The sequence below is a fragment of the Acinetobacter sp. ANC 4558 genome, assembly GCF_002135375.1.
Classification (GTDB): domain Bacteria; phylum Pseudomonadota; class Gammaproteobacteria; order Pseudomonadales; family Moraxellaceae; genus Acinetobacter.
In genome coordinates, this window is the sequence record NZ_NEGH01000008.1 from 71,467 (window position 1) to 88,765 (window position 17,299).

General features: G+C 36.7%; 17 protein-coding genes. 4 read left to right on the forward strand and 13 right to left on the reverse strand.

What is annotated here, in order from left to right:
- Nucleotides 1-27: 27 nt before the first annotated feature.
- The 3 genes from B9T31_RS10785 to B9T31_RS10795 form a co-directional block, all read right to left on the reverse strand.
- Nucleotides 28-792: an energy transducer TonB gene (locus B9T31_RS10785; protein WP_086181969.1), complete on the reverse strand. Its 765-nt coding sequence runs from the start codon at nucleotides 790-792 to the stop codon at nucleotides 28-30.
- A gap of 204 nt (nucleotides 793-996) precedes the next feature.
- Entirely contained in the window at nucleotides 997-1,863 is an 867-nt protein-coding gene (gene purU / locus B9T31_RS10790; RefSeq protein WP_086181970.1) for a formyltetrahydrofolate deformylase, read from the reverse strand.
- A gap of 76 nt (nucleotides 1,864-1,939) precedes the next feature.
- A complete protein-coding gene (locus B9T31_RS10795; RefSeq protein ID WP_086181971.1) occupies nucleotides 1,940-2,641 on the reverse strand; it encodes a TetR/AcrR family transcriptional regulator in 702 nt (233 codons plus the stop codon).
- Nucleotides 2,642-2,754: 113 nt separating this feature from the next.
- On the opposite strand from B9T31_RS10795, the gene B9T31_RS10800 reads away from it, so the two are divergent.
- The 4 genes from B9T31_RS10800 to B9T31_RS10815 all read left to right on the forward strand — a co-directional run bounded on the left by B9T31_RS10800 (nucleotide 2,755) and on the right by B9T31_RS10815 (nucleotide 6,710).
- On the forward strand, nucleotides 2,755-4,203 hold the full coding sequence (locus B9T31_RS10800; RefSeq protein ID WP_086181972.1) for a coniferyl aldehyde dehydrogenase: 1,449 nt from the start codon (nucleotides 2,755-2,757) through the stop codon (nucleotides 4,201-4,203).
- A 165-nt stretch (nucleotides 4,204-4,368) separates the two neighbouring features.
- Nucleotides 4,369-4,605, forward strand: coding sequence for a 50S ribosomal protein L28 (gene rpmB / locus B9T31_RS10805; RefSeq protein WP_000048256.1), 237 nt, complete (start codon nucleotides 4,369-4,371; stop codon nucleotides 4,603-4,605).
- A 16-nt stretch (nucleotides 4,606-4,621) separates the two neighbouring features.
- Entirely contained in the window at nucleotides 4,622-4,777 is a 156-nt protein-coding gene (rpmG, locus tag B9T31_RS10810) for a 50S ribosomal protein L33 (RefSeq protein ID WP_001205031.1), read from the forward strand.
- A gap of 214 nt (nucleotides 4,778-4,991) precedes the next feature.
- Nucleotides 4,992-6,710, forward strand: a complete 1,719-nt coding sequence (locus B9T31_RS10815; RefSeq protein WP_086181973.1) for a cation:proton antiporter — start codon at nucleotides 4,992-4,994, stop codon at nucleotides 6,708-6,710.
- 69 nt (nucleotides 6,711-6,779) lie between these two features.
- Here the strand turns inward: B9T31_RS10815 and B9T31_RS10820 are convergent, their stop codons facing one another.
- The 10 genes from B9T31_RS10820 to B9T31_RS10865 all read right to left on the reverse strand — a co-directional run bounded on the left by B9T31_RS10820 (nucleotide 6,780) and on the right by B9T31_RS10865 (nucleotide 17,270).
- On the reverse strand, nucleotides 6,780-7,058 hold the full coding sequence (locus tag B9T31_RS10820; protein ID WP_086181974.1) for a hypothetical protein: 279 nt from the start codon (nucleotides 7,056-7,058) through the stop codon (nucleotides 6,780-6,782).
- A gap of 106 nt (nucleotides 7,059-7,164) precedes the next feature.
- The gene (locus B9T31_RS10825; RefSeq protein WP_086181975.1) at nucleotides 7,165-7,668 is read right to left on the reverse strand and encodes a DUF6586 family protein; all 504 of its coding nucleotides are present in this window, start codon (nucleotides 7,666-7,668) and stop codon (nucleotides 7,165-7,167) included.
- Between the two features lie 202 nt (nucleotides 7,669-7,870).
- Nucleotides 7,871-8,122 (reverse strand): RNA recognition motif domain-containing protein, encoded by a 252-nt coding sequence (locus B9T31_RS10830; RefSeq protein WP_086181976.1) that lies wholly within the window; start codon nucleotides 8,120-8,122, stop codon nucleotides 7,871-7,873.
- Between the two features lie 82 nt (nucleotides 8,123-8,204).
- Nucleotides 8,205-10,193: an ATP-dependent helicase gene (locus B9T31_RS10835; RefSeq protein ID WP_086181977.1), complete on the reverse strand. Its 1,989-nt coding sequence runs from the start codon at nucleotides 10,191-10,193 to the stop codon at nucleotides 8,205-8,207.
- A gap of 309 nt (nucleotides 10,194-10,502) precedes the next feature.
- Nucleotides 10,503-11,636, reverse strand: coding sequence for a glycerate kinase (locus B9T31_RS10840; RefSeq protein ID WP_086181978.1), 1,134 nt, complete (start codon nucleotides 11,634-11,636; stop codon nucleotides 10,503-10,505).
- Between the two features lie 69 nt (nucleotides 11,637-11,705).
- The gene (locus B9T31_RS10845; RefSeq protein WP_086181979.1) at nucleotides 11,706-12,275 is read right to left on the reverse strand and encodes an HdeD family acid-resistance protein; all 570 of its coding nucleotides are present in this window, start codon (nucleotides 12,273-12,275) and stop codon (nucleotides 11,706-11,708) included.
- Nucleotides 12,276-12,786: 511 nt separating this feature from the next.
- Nucleotides 12,787-15,426, reverse strand: coding sequence for a type I DNA topoisomerase (gene topA / locus B9T31_RS10850; protein ID WP_086181980.1), 2,640 nt, complete (start codon nucleotides 15,424-15,426; stop codon nucleotides 12,787-12,789).
- Between the two features lie 24 nt (nucleotides 15,427-15,450).
- The gene (locus B9T31_RS10855) at nucleotides 15,451-15,900 is read right to left on the reverse strand and encodes an ammonium transporter (protein ID WP_086181981.1); all 450 of its coding nucleotides are present in this window, start codon (nucleotides 15,898-15,900) and stop codon (nucleotides 15,451-15,453) included.
- A 70-nt stretch (nucleotides 15,901-15,970) separates the two neighbouring features.
- Nucleotides 15,971-16,960, reverse strand: coding sequence for a hypothetical protein (locus tag B9T31_RS10860; protein ID WP_086181982.1), 990 nt, complete (start codon nucleotides 16,958-16,960; stop codon nucleotides 15,971-15,973).
- A gap of 67 nt (nucleotides 16,961-17,027) precedes the next feature.
- Complete coding sequence (locus B9T31_RS10865) at nucleotides 17,028-17,270, reverse strand: SlyX family protein (RefSeq protein ID WP_086181983.1); 243 nt, start codon at nucleotides 17,268-17,270, stop codon at nucleotides 17,028-17,030.
- Between the last annotated feature and the right edge of the window lie 29 nt (nucleotides 17,271-17,299).

The window sequence follows — 17,299 nt, forward strand, 5'->3', positions numbered from 1 at the left end:
CTCGAACTCCTAAATAAAAATTAGCCGTTATTTATTCAACGTTAAATCAAATGGTTGTTCTGCTTTAATAGCGTAAGCAATGCCATTTTCTTTATATGGTTTGAATTTTGCACTACGCACTGCGCGTAAAATCTTTTCATCTAAAGTAGATACACCACTCGAACGTGTAATTCGAGCACTTGTAATCGAACCTTTTTCATCTGCTTCTATCAAAATAACAACTGTACGGTTCTGACCTTGTAAGTCATTATTGGTATATGTTGGTTTTGGTGAACGACTCCATTGCACACCAGAACCGCCAACTGAAACTGTCTTAGGCGATGCAGGTGCAGCAGGTACTTCTGGTGCAGGAGGTGCCGCTACTGGTGTTGGTTCTACTTTTGGAACTTTAGTTTCAGATACTGTTGTGGTCACTACAGGTGTTTGAACAGGAGTATCGACCGGTTTCACCACAGGTTTTGGCGCCTCAGCTTTTTTAACTTGCTGAACCTTTTCAACCTTTTTAGGGGGTGGCGGTAATGGTTTTTCTACAATCTGAACTTCTTTCGGTTTTGGCTTTTCTTTCTTTGGTTCAGCCTTAGGTTCAGGTGGCGCAGGTTTAGGTGGCTCCTGAATTTTTACAAACCGAACTTTAAGCGGTTCTTTTTCAATAGGTCTTAATTCGGGAGCTTTCATATGATTAAGCGCCCACATCACACCAGTATGCCCAATGATTACTGCGGCAATGACGGCAATAACTTTCTTTTTCATTGGTGTAAAATTCGGCATCATTGGGGCTGAAGATATGCTCATTAAAATCTATTACCTTGATAAATTTATCGTCTACGCTCGTATAGAATAAACAATTAAATGCATCGGTTCGTACTATTAAAGTATGCGCAATGATAAATGAGAAGTGTTTTCATTTGCAACTATTAATTATGATATTTTTATGGCTTTTTTGAATGAACATAAAAAAAGCATACTTGAAGTATGCTTTTTCTTTAGTCAATAAATTTACTGAAAGACTACTGTTTTATTGCCATCCACAATAATACGGTCTTCTAAATGCCATTTTACAGCACGAGCTAAAACATTTCTTTCTACGTCTTGACCCAACTCTCTTAATTGATCAACCGTGAAATCATGATTTACACGCTCTACATCTTGCTCAATAATTGGCCCTTGGTCTAAATCTGCGGTGACATAATGTGCAGTGGCACCAATCAATTTAACGCCTTTTTCATACGCTTGCTTATAAGGATTTGCACCAACAAAAGCAGGTAAGAAGGAATGATGAATATTGATGACTTTCATTTCCCATTTTGCGACAAACTCTTCATCTAGAATTTGCATATAACGAGCAAGTACCAACAAATCGCTTCCTTGCATCATTTCATCAATTTTTGCATAAGCTTCACGTTTATTGTCTTTATTGACCGCAACCACTTCAAATGGAATGCCAAAGTTTTCTACAGATTCACGCAATGTCTCATGATTAGAAATCACTTTGGTAATTTCACATGGCAATCCACCCCGTGCATGACGCCACAAGAGCTCCAAAAGTGCATGATCCACCTTAGAAACTAAAATTCCAACTTTTTTAACGTCACTCACTAACGCCAAACGCCAAGTCATCTCATAGCGCTCAGCAACATTCGAAGAAAATGTTTGCGTTAAGTTTTCTTTGCGGCTTTGAAGGTTATCTAACTCAAACTCAACACGCATGAAATAACGCCCGCCCTGAGCTTCCGTTGCATATTGATCAAGTGCAGTAATATTTGCCCCTTGATGATACAAAAAGCTCGATACAGCTTGCACAATACCTGGTCGATCTTCACAAGTAATGAGTAAGCGCGCAGTATTTGCAGTCGTCATATTCATTTTGTTAATGTCACTAATCTATTCATTTAAAATAAGCCGAACATTCTAACTGGTTTTATTCGCTTTCTAAATAGTCTTATTCAGAACTATTGATTTTCGATGGAGAAATTCGAGTAAATAATTCGGACGGACCAAAACTCGCTAATAATTCTTCGTAAGTCTGTCGACTCGTACCTCGTAAATAAGCCCCTTCTAAAAACACCATTTGACGTAAAGCTTGCCACAACCATTTATCTTCTAAAGTGTTCGAGTCTGTAATATGCCCCGACATATATAGAAAGTTGGTCCAATTGGTTAATACAATCCATAAATTAATTGTTAAGGCTTCAATTTCTGAATCGGTCATTTGCATTAAGCCAGCATTGACAAATGCTTTATAAATTTTTTGCCCTTGCTTCATTACCTGAGCAGAAAACTTTGGGTACATTTTCCGAAAATCTTCATTATTTTCAACCAAATGATACACATCTCTATGTAAAAACCGATATGCCCATAGTTGACTACTCAGTACCTGAAAATATCGAATTTTATCATTAGCATCGAGTGACCGATCTTCTGGCAATTCAAGCATGTTTAACGTTTCATGCTGGTACTGCTCCATGAGCTCTTTAATGATCTCATTTTTATTGCGAAAATGATAATATAGGTTTCCAGGACTCATCCCAAGTTCTGCTGCAATATGATTGGTGGTTACGGCACGCTCCCCCCGTTCATTAAACAATTGCAAACTCAACTGTAAGATTCGCTCTTTCGTTTTAACCGTCTTTGAATGTGACATGAATGAACCATTCTTTAAAAGTGTTAGCACACCGAATAAATAAAGCAACTTGACTAGTTAGAGTAAATACTCTAAAAAAAGATATATTAGCATGTATTAAATGGTAATATGCCATGAATATTCAAACAAATATGAATTCTATGACTTTCGCTTCGACAAATGAGCAACGGTTGCACGAAATTTTAACATTACAAAAATTTGCCTACCAACGCTATCCAACACCCACTGCAAAAGAACGTATTGACCGATTAGCACGATTAAAACGTGTTTTAGTTAAATATCAAGATGAAATGGCCGAAGCAATTAATCAAGATTATGGAAATCGTTCGATCAGTGAAACTAAAATAGGTGAACTACTCACCTGCCTTGAGCATATCAAATATTATAGTAAAAATATTACCAACTGGATGAAACCCTCTAAACGTCATATTGGTATGATTCATCAACCTGCTAAAGGATGGGTCGAATATCAACCTTTAGGCGTGATTGGTATTATTGCTCCATGGAATTATCCACTATTACTTTCAGTGGGGCCATTGATTTGTGCACTTGCGGCAGGAAACCATGCCATGATTAAAATATCAAGTGCATCTGCTCATTTTGGTCGTGTCCTTGAAAATGTCATTGCAGAAGCCTTCCCACAAGAATTAGTCACTGTGATTAATGGTGGCGGTAAAATTTCAGATGACTTTTCGCATTTAGCTTTTGATAAAATGATTTTCACTGGGTCAACAAATGTTGGCAAGACAGTCATGGCTGCGGCAGCAGAAAACTTGGTTCCTGTGATTTTAGAATTGGGAGGTAAATCTCCAGTGCTGGTTCATGAATCAAGTGATATGCAAGATGTTGCCCAGCGTATTGCTGTCGGCAAATTATGGAATGCTGGTCAAACCTGTGTGGCTCCTGACTACATGTTCTTGCCCAAAGGTCGCACACAAGAATTTTTAGAACATTACGATTTCTTTGTGCATGAAATGTATCCAAGCCTCTTAAATAATCAAGATTACACGTCTATTGTTAATGACAAACAATATCGTCGTTTACAAGGTTATCTCGATAATGCAAGAGAACAAGGTGCAAAAATTATTGAGTTTAATCCACTCAATGAAGATGTCTCTTTGAATCGTAAAATTGCACCAACAGTCTTAACAGGCATAACACCTGATATGGATATTATGCAAAATGAGATCTTTGGTCCTCTCCTGCCGATAATAGAATATAATCAAATAGACGATGTCATCGACTTTATTAATAGCCGTCCACGTCCACTTGCATTATACTACTTCGACTTTGATCAGGCGCGTGCAGATTATATTGCACAGCGTACCCATTCAGGACATTTCGGAATAAATACAGTATTGACGCATGTCGCTCAAGATGATTTACCTTTTGGTGGCATTGGAGCATCAGGCATGGGGAAATACCATGGTCCAGAAGGTTTCTTTAGTTTGTCTCATGAACGGTCTATGATGTCGAATCCTAAGCTATATAGCCTAAAGTTCATTCTCCCACCGTTTGATAAGCCAATACATCGATTCATTTCTAAGACTCTACTTCGATAACTGATCAAGGCATGATCTATCGCACAGCTTCATGTCTTGTTTTATGTAAAATCGCTTGTCTTTTAAGCGTATTTTTGATATAAAACGCCCCTTGAATGAATTCAATCCGTTTATTTTTGACTGGCCATACAGATTTGCTGTTGGCTAAATCAATGGAGTTACACCATGTCTAAGGTTTGCCAAGTTACCGGCAAGCGTCCAGTCGTTGGTAACAACGTCTCACACGCCAACAACAAAACTAAGCGCCGGTTCGAGCCGAACCTGCATCACCACCGTTTCTGGTTAGAAAGCGAAAAACGTTTCGTACGTCTTCGCCTAACCACTAAAGGTATGCGTATTATTGACAAATTGGGCATTGAAAAGGTTGTTGCTGACCTTCGTGCTCAAGGTCAAAAGATCTAAGTAAGGAGTCAGGACAATGCGTGATAAGATTCGCTTAGTTTCTTCAGCTGGTACAGGTTATTTCTATACCACTACTAAGAACAAACGTACTATGCCGGAAAAAATGGAAATCAAAAAATTTGATCCAAAAATTCGCCAGCACGTAATCTTTAAAGAAGCTAAAATTAAATAATTTTAGTTTTTTGAAAAAACACGACCTTTTGGTCGTTTTTTTTTACATTTTTTTTGATGACTTGTTAAAATCTCTAATTACAGGTCATCAAACAGTCATTTTTATCCCTTATCTATTTAAATCATATAAGGGTAGATTTTTATGACCCATTTTCTCTTTTCTTAGCACGTTCTGTGCTTATTTTCACCCTTAACTCATGCTTAAGGAGTTTTTAGTGCCGCATGATGTAGAACTCATTATATTGCTTGCTGTTGGTTTCGGATTAGCCCTTATTTTTGGCTATATTGCTGCACGCTTACGTCTCCCCCCCTTAATTGGTTATTTAGTTGCAGGCATGCTCATTAGCCCTAATACCCCAGGTGTTGTTGGAGATATTCATCTTGCCAATCAACTTGCTGAATTAGGTGTTATGTTCTTAATGTTTGGCGTGGGGATGCATTTTTCACTAGGTGATTTAATGCAAGTTCGCCGCATTGCGTTACCTGGCGCTATTCTACAAATTGCTGTAGCAACCTTACTCGGGGTTGGTGTCACGATGATGTGGGGCTGGAGTTTTGGTTCAGCGCTGGTTTTTGGTTTAAGCCTTTCTTGTGCTAGTACTGTTGTCTTACTCAAAGCTTTAGGTGACCGAGGGTTACTTGACTCAGTTAACGGTAAAATTGCTGTAGGTTGGTTGCTTGTTGAAGATCTTGTTATGGTCTTGGTTCTAGTCTTACTACCTGCCACCGCAGTGTTACTCGGTGGTACAGCACTGAGTGACAGTAGTGGGGATGAAAATATCTGGCTGACTTTAGGTATGACACTACTCAAAGTAGCAGGCTTCATTGCATTTATGCTTATTATTGGAAAACGCTTAGTTCCAAAAATTATGCAGATTGTTGCTCGCTTAGGTTCTCGTGAGCTTTTCACACTAACGGTTGTTGCTGCGGCTGTTTCTATTGCTTTTGGCGCCTATAAAGTTTTTGGCGTATCGATGGCTTTAGGTGCATTCTTTGCTGGCATGGTGGTCAAAGAATCTGATTTTAGTCATCGAGCAGAAGAAGAAACCCTTCCTTTACGCGAAATTTTTTCAATCTTATTTTTCGTCGCTGTCGGGATGCTCTTTGATCCAATTATATTGATTGAAGAACCTTTACATGTCTTGGCAGTTGTCGCCATTATTATGATTGGTAAAACACTTGCTGCTATCGCATTGGTACTTTTCTTCCGATATCCACTCAATACTGCATTAACAGTGGGTGCGAGTTTGGCACAAATTGGAGAATTTTCCTTTATTCTCGCAACACTTGGTGTGTCGTTGAATCTTCTTTCTATTGAAGGTCAAAATCTCATTCTCGCGGGTGCTTTAATATCAATCACACTCAATACTTTCATTTTCTCAGCGATTGAACCTATTCAAGTCTGGATTAGAGAACGCTCTTACTTGGCTCGCTTACTGGAACGTAGTGGCGACCCTCTTGCTATGTTACCTGATGAAGTGTCACAAGATTATTTACGTGATCAGGTTGTTATTGTCGGGCATGGTGAAGTCGGACGTCGCATTACAAATGCGCTCATGGCTGATGGCATTAAGGTGGTTATTGCTGAAGAAAATCGTGAAATTGTAGAACGTCTTCGTGAAAATGGTATTGCCGCAGTGTCTGGAATTGCAACTGAACCTGGTGTTCTCATTCAAGCTCACATACAACATGCACGCTTATTGGTATTATCACCTATGGATATTCTAGATATTCACAAGATTGTCGATACTGCAAAAACTTTAAATCCAGAAATTCAAGTGCTTGTCTGTGCTGAAAGCAAAGAAGAGGCTGAAATTATTCGCAGTGAACAAGTGGGTGATGTTTATTACGCCAAAGAAGAAATGGCAAAAAATATGTCAAATCATATTTTGAACCAAATTCAAATTGCACATCACCAATCACCAACTCACTAATGGTTTCAAACAAACTATTTAAAAATAAAAAACGCACATTAGGTGCGTTTTTTATTAAATTCTAAAGAATCAACTCATAAATTTTGGCTTTTCATCTACAACTTCCGCTTGCCACTCATTCACTTGTTTTTCTAGCAATCCAACAAGTGCTGCTTGAATCATACTTTGCGCAACTAGAGGTGTATTTTCACCGAGTAAGGTACGAACTTCCTCATTAAACTGGATAGTAACTAAAGGTTCTGTTTCAGACCCAGCATTACGCAAAGCCAGTTCTCCACTTTCAAGTTGAACCAATTCTAAAATTGCTTCTTGATTACCAAATAGTTCTTTTAACCGCTCGATTGACATAAGTCCTCCATGTCAAACATGATAACAAAGGCTTTTGCACTTTGTATTGCTTACCTTTAAGTAAATGAGGTTTAAAATAAAAATTTCAAGCCTTCAAACATAATGGTTAAAACTCAACCATTTCATTTCTAAAACCATCAATCAATTGCGTTAAATCATGGTGCCACTCACGTATTATTTTCACGTCAGGCAACCATGCCTGTGGAGTTTGGGTCACTTTAATAATTAAATGAGATGAAGTTTCATCTTCTGGTTCGGGCGAACTTGGTTCTGGTGTATATTGACACAGTCGATATGCACGCTTTAGTTCTGCAATAAACCCCTCTTTCGCCAATTGTTGTAAAATTGAAATTTCAGGAGAAACCTGTCCCTTTTGTGTCATTAATTCTTCAATCGACTTTAAGGTTGGAGTACTGTCATTTAAACGATAATAACGCACTAATTCCTGTAAAAAAGCCAATATAGCACCATTCAGATGAAATACTGCTGCCTCACGGTGTGCTTGCACTTGTTGAAGATGCTCTGCTTGCTCAGCTTGTTGACAAGATAAGCGTGCAAAATATAATTTTTGATTGGTGCGATCTGCATGAAAGCGTGCAACACGTGACATGAAAAATTTCCTCAGCATGAATCTCTACAGCGTAAACTGATTCCCTTTGAATACGCAATCATATTTATAAATAATCAGGATCAATAATATAAATTTTTCTTCTTGCGATCATACCAATAAGCCAATAAACACTATCTGAATAGTGCCATCATCATAAACTGCATCAATTTAAAAAATAAAAAGGAGCAAATGCTCCTTTTTATTATGCTTCTGGTTTATTTTCAACCTGCTTGACACGAATACCAGTACCATGCAAACGAAGTGTATTTAAACCTTTAATCGCCTTTACTGCTTCACGCCCATGTGGCATTTCTACAAAGCAAAAACCTTTCGATTTTCCAGTTTCTACATCTAACACCAAAGTGCATGACTCGACTGTTCCATATTGCTTAAATAATTCCAGTAATTCAGCTTCAGTCACTGTACGTTCTAAATTACGAACTAAAATTTTCATTTTCTAACCTTAAAATAGGCAAAACACATCAAAAAGCACTTGCCTACACTACTTTTTGCACATCAACATCTTAGTGGCTAGTTTAATCGAGATCGATACCAAAATCTAAATTTATCGACTTCCGTTCAATTAAAGCGCTTTTGACTGTTTGTTGTCGAGTTTTATAATGCGTTTCTGATGTACATAAATCACGTGTGAGATGATTCAAAAAATAACTCTCTACCTTACGACCTTGCTCATCAACAATATTTTGTGCCCAAATGTTTAGGTTTTGCTTGGTTAAAATAAGTTCATTCTTCGCACGAGTAAGAGCAACATATAAAACGCGCCGCTCTTCCTCAACTTCGTCAAAATTACCCTGTGCACGTGCATGTGGATATTGTCCTGCTGAAACATTCGCCACATAACATACTTTTTGCTCTGTGCCTTTCGCTGAATGAATGGTAATAATTGTTACAATGTCTGTATCGGTCTGACGTTCTATTTCCGAAATAGATACAGGATCTAATACATATGCTTCCAAAAACTCACTAAGCTGATCATGTTTACTTGCCAATTGTTTGACCAACTCAAAATCATGCTGACGTCTATGCCAATCTTTTTTGTAATTTTCAGCCAACTGGTCTGAAATCGACTGAATTGCCAAGCTTACACATGCTTTAACTTCATGACGAATAACCATCATCTGTTTCATCATTAAAATTGCTTGTTGTGGAATTTTACCAAATTGTTCCAACTTTTCTGCAATTTTGTCCATATCCGATTCAAGTAATAATTGCTGTGCTAAGCGACTTGCACCGACATCACCTACACCATTCCATAGTGTTAGAAAGCGCATCCAAGCAATATCATCGAGCGGATTGGCAATCACACGTAATAAGCTCACTAAATCCTTTACATGAGCAGTTTCAAGCAATTTTAAGCCACCAATAAACCGATAAGGGACGCTTGCCTGAATAAATGCAGCTTCAATATGTCGTGCTGCAAAGCTTGAGCGTACTAGCACCATATGATCATTCCATTTGTCTCCTGCTAGAAAATGTCGCTCCTTAATATCAATGGCAATCCACTTTGCTTCATCAAATTCATTTGGAAAAATATGAAGCTTAGGTTTAATTCCTTCACCACGATAAGCTTCTAATTTTTTATCGTATTTAATTTCACTTTCATCTAACAACCAATTCGATAAATCTAAAATTTCTTGCGTAGAGCGATAATTTTTTTCTAATTTAAAGATCTGAGCCTCTGGTACACGCTCTTTAAAATGATGAATATTCTCAAAATCTGCACCACGAAATCCATAAATCGATTGCGCATCATCGCCAACACAAAATAAATGAATTCGATCTTTCAATGGCTCTAATAATGCCCATTGTAGCGGATTAGTATCTTGCATTTCATCCACCAACATATGTTGACAAATACCTGCTACGTAGTCAACTAGCCCTTCAGACTCCGCTAAAGCCTGAGCAACAATTGCCAAAATATCATCATAATCTAAAAAACTACGTGCTTTTTTTCGTACTTCATATTCTTTCATCATCTCAGCAATAAGATCTTTCATTGCTAAAAATTCTGGCATTTGTTTTTCTAAAGCACGACTCAAATTTTGTCGTGTATTTCTTGCAAAAGAATATAAATCACATAATTCTTGTGGCTTTGGTAATTGACTTGGGTTCTTTTTATCGTCCTTACCACGTATCAGACGAAACATCATGAGTTGGTCGTCTCGATCAATAATTGAAAATTGTTCCAAACCGAATGCCTTTGGAATACGACGTAGCAAATACATACAAAATGTATGAAAAGTAGATGCACGTAAACCTTTGGCTTGTTCACCCAATGCAAGCTCAACACGTGCCACAATTTCACTTGCAGCACGGCGAGTGAAAGTTAAAATTTGTATTTGATTGGCAGGAATGCCTTGTTCAATTAAATATGCGGCACGCGCCACAATGGTTTTTGTTTTACCACAGCCTGCCCCAGCAAGTACCAAACTATGTTTTACTTCTGTTGTGGCTGCTTGTTGTTGTTGAGGGTTCAATTCATCAATTAGGCTGGCTAAACTCATAACATCTCATCATTCATATGGAAGAACTATTTTAACAGAGCTACCATTCTTTCGTAGCGTTGAATTTTTCTATGATGAATATTCTGCTATTTTATATAAACAGTACACCATTCCACCAATCAGCATGATCAGAATCCAAATTGCACCATCATTTTTTTATGTTTGGTGATTTCAAAATTGTCTATTTTTTTATTTTTAAATGTTATAAAGATAAATAAACAAAAAGCACAGAATAAGAGGATTAAAATACTTAGAAAAATAAAAAGACCATTAAAATGAATTGCATCTTCCATAAACCTGTTCTCATTTTTATTTAATTGTTCTTAAAAAAGAATACACGCTTTTTTCCAAGTTTTCTTCAGCATTTTTAAGTGCTTTTTCTAAATCATAAAACCCTTCATTAATCGAAATAATTTGAGTAAATCCCTCATCATATAAAGGCTCAATCTCATTTCCAATATGTCCTGCAAAAGCAATGACAGGCTTATTAAATTGTTTTGCCACTTGTGCTACAGCCCATGGAGTCTTACCCAATTTTGTTTGAAAATCAATACAACCTTCTCCTGTAAATACATAATCAGCTTGGGACACTTTTTGATTCAACTGTGTTAATTCAATCATTAATTTTGCGCCTGATTGAATTGTTGCATGAATAAATGCCATTAAAGCAAAGCCCAAACCACCTGCAGCGCCAGCACCCATCCTATTTTGATAATCAATATTGATTATATTGTGAACTAAGTTTGCAAAATAACTTAAGTTGTCATCTAGCAGTTTAACCATTTCAGGGGTTGCCCCTTTTTGAGGTCCAAAAATGGCCGAAGCCCCATTTTTACCACATAAAGGATTTATGACATCAGATGCAACTAAAATTTCTACGTCATTTAAACGCACATCTAAACCCGACATGTCAATCCGCTGAATGTGATTTAAATTTCCACCGCACACTTTAAGTTCAGAACCATTAGCATTTAAAAACTTAACACCTAATGCTTGCGCCATCCCACTACCCGCATCATTCGTTACACTCCCACCCAAACCCATGATAATTTTATCTACCCCCAAGTCTAAGGCAGCTTTGATCATTTGCCCTGTGCCATAGGTTGAGGTATGCAATGGATTTCTTTGAGATTTTTCAATCAAATGAATGCCATTGGCTTTTGCCATCTCAATAACTGCGGTTCGCCCATTATCAAATAAACCAAAATAAGTTTTAACGCTTTGATCGGGTAATGGTCCTTCAACCACACATGCTATTTTTTTTCCATCTAATATATGAACCAAAGCATCGACTGTTCCCTCTCCCCCGTCAGCCATTGGAACATGCATACACATTGCTGTTGGAAAAACTCGCTGTATACCGCGCTGCATAGCAAAACAGGCTTGTTCAGCACTCATACTTTCTTTAAAGGAATCTGGCGCAAGTATAAATATTTTATTCATCGTACTTTTCAATGTTTTCACTTATTTTTTACATAAAAAAGAGGCTAAATAGCCCCTTTTTAATTGCTCTTAATCTGCAGAACTTTTTGGAACATCACGTTTAATATATGATGCTAAAGATAAATAGTTAATACCCTGAAATAAAATATCCATTGCCAGAAATAGACCCAACACCCAAAAAGGCGCATCTGGTGTTTGCAAAATGACAATCCCTGCAATTAAAGTCAAAATTCCAGAAAATAAAGTCCAACCCCAGCCTTGTATAGCTCTAAACATCACAGCATTAATAATTCTAACAAAACCAGCAATCACTAAAAATATCGCCAAGATATCCGTTAATACCACAGCCGTTTTAACTGGCGTAGCAAAGGCATAATAACCTGCGATAAAATATAAAATACCAAAAAGTAACCATAATAATCGGAAGCCACCTGAAAATATTTTAAAGCCTGCGATGACATGTATTACACCACCAACCATCATTAACACACCAAAAATAAGAATGGCTGATAATGTAGCTAAAGGTAATGAAACCAGTAAAATGATACCAAATAACGTTAATAATATTCCTAATGCTAAGTACCATTTACGATTTTCATGTAATTGATGACGAACTAAATCATTCCCCACAGTTTTCATTTTGTTCTCACTTTATCTCGCTATTTCTTTCATATTAATATATAAATCAAAATTTTATGTTGCTTTATTTATATATTATTGAGTTGAAGCTTTACTCTATCTTAAGCATAACTCAATTAGGGGAATTTAATATCTTAAATTTAAATAAAAATATATTTCACAGTTTTCCCAACTAGATATTTCTCTATATTTATTTACAATTAATAAACTCTCAGGCTTATGCATAATAAAGTTTTTCGAAACAAAATCATAAACTTGTCTCTGATTCGAAAAAATAACCAACTTATTGACCTCCACACCAAACAACACCATTTAAATTCAGTATATTCATGATTTAAAATGACTGCTTGATTTTCAAGCATTTATTTTAAACAGGAAAACACAAGGGACAACCACAGAGAGAATAGTAATCATGCATAAAATTTCGATTTATATGAATAAGAAATAATAGCTCATCATATAAAAAATGCTCACCAAAGTGAGCATTTTTTAAAGTATGAAATTACATTATTTACGCATCAGTCCATTTTCCATCTTGATAATGCAAACTCCATTTTGTTTGCTTACCTTCAGGTGTTTCAGAGCCAATATATTGAGTTTGATTCTTGCGACTAAACTTCACTAAGGTTGGATTTCCTTCTGGATCGGCATCTGGTGCTTGCAAAATAAATTGATATTTCGGATCAATTTGATCTGCAACAGAACGTAGTTCGGCAACTTTAGGTGCACGTGTCTCACGGACTTTAGGAAATTTACTTGCAGCTAAAAATAAACCAGCAGCACCATCACGAAGTACAAAGAAGTCATCATGCTTAGTAGAGCGTAAATGTTCCATTTTAATAGGTTCTACTCGTGGCGGCGCAGGTTGACCATTTTTCAAAACTTTACGAGTATTATCACAATTTGAACAAGCGAAATATGGACCAAAACGACCTGTTTTTAGTTGCATTTCACCATCACATTTATCACATGGAATGGTTGGCCCATCATACCCTTTGATTTTGAACTCACCTTCTTCTAATTCAAAACCATGACAATCTGGGTTATTTCCACAAATATGTAATTTACGTCCACCATCAATGACATAGCTATCCATTGCAGTTTCACAAATTGGACAACGTTTTTTCGACATCAAATCAGCTGTTTCTGCACCATCATCATCCGATAATACTGCCAGTGATTCTACTGGTGTTAAGTTTAACGTGCCTTTACAGCGTTCTTTCGGTGGCAAGTTATAACCTGAACATCCTAAAAATACGCCTGTTGTCCCTGTTCTAATCTGCATTGGACGCTCACATTCTTTACAATGTACAGCATCAACTTCCACTGGCTGATTACGACGCATGCCGTGTTCGCCTTGTGCATTTGTTAAACGTTTTTTAAAATCACCATAGAAACTATCGAGTAATTCTTTCCAGTTTCGCTCACCTTCTGCAACTTTATCTAACTGTCCTTCAAGATCTGCAGTAAAATCATAATTCATGAGATTACTGAAACTTTCATCTAATCGATCGGTCACAATTTCGCCCATCTTTTCTGCAAAAAGACGACGGTTTTCAAGCTTTACATAACCTCGATCTTGAATCGTTGAAATAATAGCTGCATAGGTAGATGGTCGACCAATTCCACGCTTTTCTAATTCTTTCACTAACGATGCTTCGGTAAAACGTGCTGGCGGCTTAGTAAAATGTTGAGATGGATCTAATTTGATCAACTGAAGCACTTCACCAACTTTGACTGCAGGTAATAATACATCATCATCAGACTTATTTTGTCCACGTACACGTGTAAAACCATCAAAAACTAACGTTCGACCTTTTGCTTTTAGCTCTACCCCATTAGCATTTACTAAAATTGTTGAAGATAAATATTCTGCAGAGGTCATTTGACATGCGACAAATTGACGCCAAATAAGATCATATAAACGCTGTGCATCACGTTCCGCTCCAACCAAGCTATCGCCTTTTAATGCAACATTAGATGGGCGAATCGCTTCATGGGCTTCTTGTGCACCAGCTTTATTTCCATAACGATTTGGTTTTGCAGGTAAATATTTTGAACCAAATTCTTCTTCAATATGATGACGTACCATATTGACTGCATCATCACTTAAAAAAGTTGAGTCTGTACGCATATAGGTAATATAACCTGCTTCATACAGTCGCTGTGCCAACATCATTGTTTTCTTTACAGAAAAACCCAATCGTGTACTGGCTGCTTGTTGCAAGGTTGAAGTAATGTACGGAGCACTTGGATTGACCTTTGTGGGCTTATCTTCACGTGCTGAAACTTTATATTCAGTATCTTGAATCAGTTTTAATAAAGCATCTGTTTCCGCTTTATTCCGAAGCTTTAACGTCTTACCATTTTGCTTGACTGCCTCTAAGCGAATTTCTTCTTTTGTGGCTTGAGTATCTGCAAAAACCTGCCAATATTCTTCAGGAACAAAGGCACGAATGTCACGTTCACGCTCTACCACAAGTTTAACGGCAACAGACTGGACACGCCCTGCCGATAAGCCTCGTGCAATTTTTTCCCACAGCAAAGGGGAAATCATAAACCCAACCACACGATCTAAAAATCGACGTGCTTGTTGTGCATTAACTTTATTGGTATCTAAACGTGCAGGATGTTTAAATGCTTCTTGAATTGCATTTTTAGTAATTTCATTAAAAACAACGCGTTGATAGCGTGAATCATCACCACCAATCACTTCTTTTAAGTGCCAAGCAATCGCTTCTCCTTCACGGTCTAAATCCGTTGCGAGATAGACTTCATCTACCTGCGAAGCAAGCTTTTTCAGTTCTGCAACAACGTTTTCTTTACCAGGTAGCACTTCGTACTTTGCTTTCCAATCATGTTCTGGATCAACGCCCATCCGATTAATTAGTGCCGATTGTGCTTTTTCTGCTTTTTGTTCTTCCGTCAGTTTAGTACGAGTTGCAGGTTTTTTTTCTGCATTCTTGGAGCCACCTGTTGGTAAATCACGAACATGACCCACCGAAGATTTTACAATATACTGCGAACCTAGATATTTGTTGATCGTTTTCGCTTTTGCAGGCGACTCCACAATCACTAGGGCACGCTTATTTCCAGCATCTGAGGAATTTGCTGTAGTGCTTTTGGATGTGGATCGAGGAGCGTTCGCCATAATTAACTATTAATCCTGTGTAAATTAAATTTTAGCCAATGAATTCAAAAATGCTTTCATGTCGTCTAACTGAGATGCTCTTAAATCTACCCCTTCATCCCAATAAAGCCCAACACAGTTTGCTTGCATATCAATAGCATATATACCTTTTAACTCAATCGGCAAATTGTTAAATTTCTCATTACCATGTACCAATTGTAGTTTTTGATCGATGACCAGCGTTCGCATTAATGGAAGCTGAGCATTTGGCAATAAAATACTATAATACGCAACCATACTGGCACGGTCTTCAGATGCCATTGGAATTTTTGTCCAATCTGGTGCTTTTACCAATCTTGGATGCAATCCAATCTTTCTTGCTTTATCACGCATAAGTCCTAACGCTTTTTCTCTTGGACTGACACGCAAACCAAAGATTGAGCCTAAAACAAAAATTACAATGATGACTGCAACCCAAATTCCAGTATTTTCCATAGTACAACCTATCTTTTCTTATATTAGAGTTGCATAAGCTGAATATAAAACGCAAGTTTGAATAATAAAATTAATTCAAAAACATTTCATGACTATACAAAATTTCATGTCCATTCCAATAAATATATCCTTTTTCGATCAATTCTTTGAGTAATAAACGCACATCTGATTTAGGAAACATTTGCTCTAATAAATCTCGCAAAGCATAAATATCTTTGGGTTTTTCAGACTTTAAGCTATGGAGCTTTTTAATCACTTCCATTTGAACTGGATCAATTAACGCAAAATTTTTTAATAATGCATCGTCATGATCATTTTGCTGTACTATTTTTTCACTATTATGGCTTTGTATTTTTAAACTTTCATGTATTGAAAAATAGGGCGTTTTGTTATCAAGTTGTTTTGGATGCGTTAAATCAAGTTCCTGCCATTGTTTCAATACTTTTTTACGGATGATAATTTGCTGATCAAGTTTTTTAATTATTCCTAAATTAATTAACATCCCAACAATTTTTTGTACTTCTCTTGCATCTAATTTTAAAATATTCCCGATAGAGTTTTTTAATTTTTCTAGCTTATTAGGCTTTCCTTTCATATGAATCAAAGTATCACAATACTGCTTAACATGTCGTAAGTCTGGACTATTTATAATTTTTTCAACATTTGGAATTTTAATTTTCGCTGATCGCTTTTCACTTAAAATATCTGTTTGAATTAAGTGACTCGAAATATTTGACTCCTGTAACATAGAAACAAGCATCAAACTACTTTCCATCGCAGAAATAACTTCAACATGCGTAGTTGGCTCAAGTAAAGCCAATAATTGACCTACAAGCATCGCATACTCATATTCTTTTTGAGCAATTTTAGGTGTTTCCAAAATAGTGATTTGTCCACTACTCATCCAACTCGAAAACTCAGTTAAATCTTCTAAGTTATATTCAAACTTTCCAGAACAATTAAATAAATAAATAACTGAATAATGTTCCAATATTTCTCGAAAAAATTGAGCCGTTGGAACATTTTTTTCTAAATCAAATAAAATAACTTTGGGATACATAGAATGACTATTTCAATAAAGTGGCAGTAAAAATACATTAAACAGCTAGGTTTGGGGTATTTAACTTTTAATAATGTGGTGGAATATTTGTCAACGGATCAAATACTTCAATTCCCTCCGATAAATCTGCAGAATCTACGCGTTGATACAAAAACTGCATTTGTCTTTTTAAATCAGCTATTTCCACACTTTGCTGAACCACTTGTATATTTAATTGATCAACTAATTCATCTAAAAAAGCAATTCGCACTTGCAAATCTTCAATAGGTGCGGAAAATGACGCCTGATCATTTATATTTTGTTTAGTCATTTTAAGTCCTCACTTGAGATTTTAGGAAA

What these genes read in the sequence shown, in the direction of transcription:
- B9T31_RS10830 (WP_086181976.1), bottom strand. Translation starts at nt 8,122, where the DNA reads ATGAAAATTTTAGTTCGTAATTTAGAACGTACAGTGACTGAAGCTGAA.
- B9T31_RS10855 (WP_086181981.1), bottom strand. Translation starts at nt 15,900, where the DNA reads ATGGAAAATACTGGAATTTGGGTTGCAGTCATCATTGTAATTTTTGTT.
- B9T31_RS10865 (WP_086181983.1), bottom strand. Translation starts at nt 17,270, where the DNA reads ATGACTAAACAAAATATAAATGATCAGGCGTCATTTTCCGCACCTATT.
- rpmB (WP_000048256.1), top strand. Translation starts at nt 4,369, where the DNA reads ATGTCTAAGGTTTGCCAAGTTACCGGCAAGCGTCCAGTCGTTGGTAAC.
- purU (WP_086181970.1), bottom strand. Translation starts at nt 1,863, where the DNA reads ATGAATATGACGACTGCAAATACTGCGCGCTTACTCATTACTTGTGAA.
- B9T31_RS10795 (WP_086181971.1), bottom strand. Translation starts at nt 2,641, where the DNA reads ATGTCACATTCAAAGACGGTTAAAACGAAAGAGCGAATCTTACAGTTG.
- B9T31_RS10840 (WP_086181978.1), bottom strand. Translation starts at nt 11,636, where the DNA reads ATGAATAAAATATTTATACTTGCGCCAGATTCCTTTAAAGAAAGTATG.
- B9T31_RS10860 (WP_086181982.1), bottom strand. Translation starts at nt 16,960, where the DNA reads ATGTATCCCAAAGTTATTTTATTTGATTTAGAAAAAAATGTTCCAACG.
- B9T31_RS10835 (WP_086181977.1), bottom strand. Translation starts at nt 10,193, where the DNA reads ATGAGTTTAGCCAGCCTAATTGATGAATTGAACCCTCAACAACAACAA.
- topA (WP_086181980.1), bottom strand. Translation starts at nt 15,426, where the DNA reads ATGGCGAACGCTCCTCGATCCACATCCAAAAGCACTACAGCAAATTCC.
- B9T31_RS10825 (WP_086181975.1), bottom strand. Translation starts at nt 7,668, where the DNA reads ATGTCACGTGTTGCACGCTTTCATGCAGATCGCACCAATCAAAAATTA.
- B9T31_RS10845 (WP_086181979.1), bottom strand. Translation starts at nt 12,275, where the DNA reads ATGAAAACTGTGGGGAATGATTTAGTTCGTCATCAATTACATGAAAAT.
- rpmG (WP_001205031.1), top strand. Translation starts at nt 4,622, where the DNA reads ATGCGTGATAAGATTCGCTTAGTTTCTTCAGCTGGTACAGGTTATTTC.
- B9T31_RS10800 (WP_086181972.1), top strand. Translation starts at nt 2,755, where the DNA reads ATGAATATTCAAACAAATATGAATTCTATGACTTTCGCTTCGACAAAT.
- B9T31_RS10785 (WP_086181969.1), bottom strand. Translation starts at nt 792, where the DNA reads ATGAGCATATCTTCAGCCCCAATGATGCCGAATTTTACACCAATGAAA.
- B9T31_RS10820 (WP_086181974.1), bottom strand. Translation starts at nt 7,058, where the DNA reads ATGTCAATCGAGCGGTTAAAAGAACTATTTGGTAATCAAGAAGCAATT.